Here is a 2,573-nt window from a genome sequence, read left to right as displayed (position 1 = left end):
TAAATCTTGTATTCTACAATTTTTACAAGGGAGTTTTATCTTTAATTTTTCATAATCAACATTACTCTCGTCAGATTTAGAGCAACCTACAACTGTTATCCCCAAAAAAATAAACAACATTAATAAACATATACTAAAAATATTTTTTTTCATAATTAAACCTCTTTACTAAAAAAACTTTTAAACAATTTAGTTTAAAAGTTTTAAAAGTAAAATAAATATATCACATATCTTCTACATATTCTAAAATATCACCCGGTTGACAATTCAATTCCTTACAAATTGAATTTAATGTAGAAAATCTTATTGCTTTAACTTTCCCATTTTTAATGTTAGATAAATTTGCATTAGTTATTCCAATTTTATCAGCCAAATCTTGCAATGATACTCTTTCTCGTGCCATTATCATATCTAATCTCAATATAATCATATACATCACCTTATAATGTATTATCGTATTCTTCTTGAAGATAACATCCATAATAGAAGACTTTACTTAAAATGAATAACAAGATAGTTGTTAATAATAATAATATGTTTTCAAACGAGAAATATATCGTCGATTTTAAAAAAATTGAAAAATATAAAAAGGGCTTTATAATGGGAACAAATCCATACGCAATCATAATACAAATACTTGACTGCTTAATATTTTTAACATTTGTTATTGAAAATGGTGTGTTTGTTTTAGCAGTTTCAAAATAAACTCTCATAAACTTAATTAATGAAATCGATGTAAAAACAAAAACAATGATTGAAAATAATAATTCTATTAATAATATCGTTTTATAATCTTTAATAATAATGTTTTGATCCATTATTAAATTCTTACTAATTTCAGTTGAATTATGTCCGTGTTCTGTAGACAAAAGCCATTGATCTTGTTTAGAGTTTACTTGAATCCTATCAGAATTCAATAATCTAACATTGTTATACGCTGCTGAAAAAAATATTATCAATACTACGATTTGTATAACACACAGCATAAAAAAGAAAACTTTTAAACTATTTCTTATTTTATTCATGACATCTTGACCTCCTTATTTATTTCTATTATATCACCTCCTTTATTGTATGTCAATATATTTTTATTGTTATACAATGTTTTTTTATTGTTTATCAATACGCTACTGTTTTAATGTGTTTTTAAACCAAAGATCCACCTCATCATAATCTATCCCCTTCTCTGGTGTCCACTCTACTTTTGATTTATATTTACCTCTATCATATAAAATAAATGTTGGTGTATATTTGATTTTATATTTTTTATTTATCTTTTTCCATTCCTTTTCGTCTTGCCTTTGTTTTTGAATATTCAAATACCAGACTTTATCATAACCATTATATTTTTTTATAATGTCTAATAAATCATCGTCAAAATTATTGCAATCTGGACAATCTGGTCTTCCTACATAAAGAATCATTGTATCTTTATTATCTATACTATTCTGAAAATTATCGTATGTAATAGAATTTAAATAATTATAAATTTGTGGTAGTTTGATTGTCTTTTCATCCTTAAAATATAATACGGCGCATACAATTAACATCACACCTATCACACCAAAAATTACTATTTTATATATTTTATTTGTTTGTTTCATATATTACCTCTTTCTATAATATTCATCATATATCTCTTCTATACCATCAAAAGTATCTTCAGATTCCCATCTTTTTACTATCTCTCCTTTGCTAATTACCAATATAGTTGGAGTGGCATAAAGATTATATTTTCTTAGATACTTTTTTAATTTATTATGTTCTGAATCAATATAATATATATTCATTTTAGTACCTTTTACTAACGGAAAAAATACTTTTGACAACTTCCTACATGTTTGGCATCTTTCATTTGCATAATAAATAATAATATTTTCTTGTTTAGCAATTTTTTCTATATTGTAATTTGTAAGTTTAGTAAAAGGAACCTTTTCAGTAAAAATAACTCCCTGTTCAATCAGTATTAAAACAATAACAGACACTAAGACGCATAAACAAAATATACCCCATGCTTTTTTAGATTTATACACTAAATTCATTTATTGTCCACCTTCAATTAATGAAATATATGCTTGTTCAATATTTTTATACTTATCATCATACAATAATTGCTCTTTACTACCATTAAAAACAACCTCACCTTTATTCATTAGCACTAAATAAACATCTTGTGAAGGTATATTGATACTATCTAAAATGGCAAGTTGATGAGTAGAAATTATATATGTACGTTTTTTAAAAGTATCTTTAATATATTTTTTTAAATTATAAATAGCTATTGGATCAAGTCCAGAAAAAGGTTCATCTAATATGCAAAATGGCGTATTAGGAAAAAAAGCAGCTATATGAGAAACCTTTTTCTTCATTCCATTAGATAGTGTTGATATAAAATTATTTAGTTTTTCTTCCAAATCAAAAATCTTAATTAATTCAAATATATTAGATTCTTCATTTATACAATATGCTTTTTTAACAAATTCAAAATACTCTAATATAGTCAAATCCTCAAATAAATAATATAATTCTGGAGAATATGTAAAATATTTATGTAATGATTTGTCACTTACATT

The 2,573-nt window shown here is 24.0% G+C and carries 5 protein-coding genes; all 5 read right to left on the bottom strand.

Annotation, left to right across the window (positions count from 1 at the left end; all coding sequences use genetic code 11):
- Positions 1-223: 223 nt before the first annotated feature.
- Positions 224-430, bottom strand: a complete 207-nt coding sequence (locus ACMUOV_RS07905; protein WP_413854593.1) for a helix-turn-helix domain-containing protein — start codon at positions 428-430, stop codon at positions 224-226.
- Between the two features lie 10 nt (positions 431-440).
- Complete coding sequence (locus tag ACMUOV_RS07900; RefSeq protein ID WP_413854592.1) at positions 441-1,025, bottom strand: hypothetical protein; 585 nt, start codon at positions 1,023-1,025, stop codon at positions 441-443.
- Between the two features lie 102 nt (positions 1,026-1,127).
- Entirely contained in the window at positions 1,128-1,604 is a 477-nt protein-coding gene (locus tag ACMUOV_RS07895; RefSeq protein WP_413854591.1) for a DUF6568 family protein, read from the bottom strand.
- A 3-nt stretch (positions 1,605-1,607) separates the two neighbouring features.
- Positions 1,608-2,042 (bottom strand): thioredoxin family protein, encoded by a 435-nt coding sequence (locus ACMUOV_RS07890; RefSeq protein WP_413854590.1) that lies wholly within the window; start codon positions 2,040-2,042, stop codon positions 1,608-1,610.
- Positions 2,043-2,573: ATP-binding cassette domain-containing protein (locus tag ACMUOV_RS07885; RefSeq protein WP_413854589.1), on the bottom strand; the 531-nt coding region annotated here is incomplete at its 5' end.

Source organism: Candidatus Ruminimicrobium bovinum, from assembly GCF_902760015.1.
Lineage (GTDB): Bacteria > Elusimicrobiota > Endomicrobiia > Endomicrobiales > Endomicrobiaceae > Ruminimicrobium > Ruminimicrobium bovinum.
Note: the sequence above shows the minus strand (reverse complement) of the source record. Positions and strands in the feature narration are given on the sequence as shown.

Coding starts and splice junctions, on each gene's coding strand:
- ACMUOV_RS07900 (WP_413854592.1), bottom strand. CDS start 1,025: ATGAATAAAATAAGAAATAGTTTAAAAGTTTTCTTTTTTATGCTGTGT.
- ACMUOV_RS07890 (WP_413854590.1), bottom strand. CDS start 2,042: ATGAATTTAGTGTATAAATCTAAAAAAGCATGGGGTATATTTTGTTTA.
- ACMUOV_RS07895 (WP_413854591.1), bottom strand. CDS start 1,604: ATGAAACAAACAAATAAAATATATAAAATAGTAATTTTTGGTGTGATA.
- ACMUOV_RS07905 (WP_413854593.1), bottom strand. CDS start 430: ATGATTATATTGAGATTAGATATGATAATGGCACGAGAAAGAGTATCA.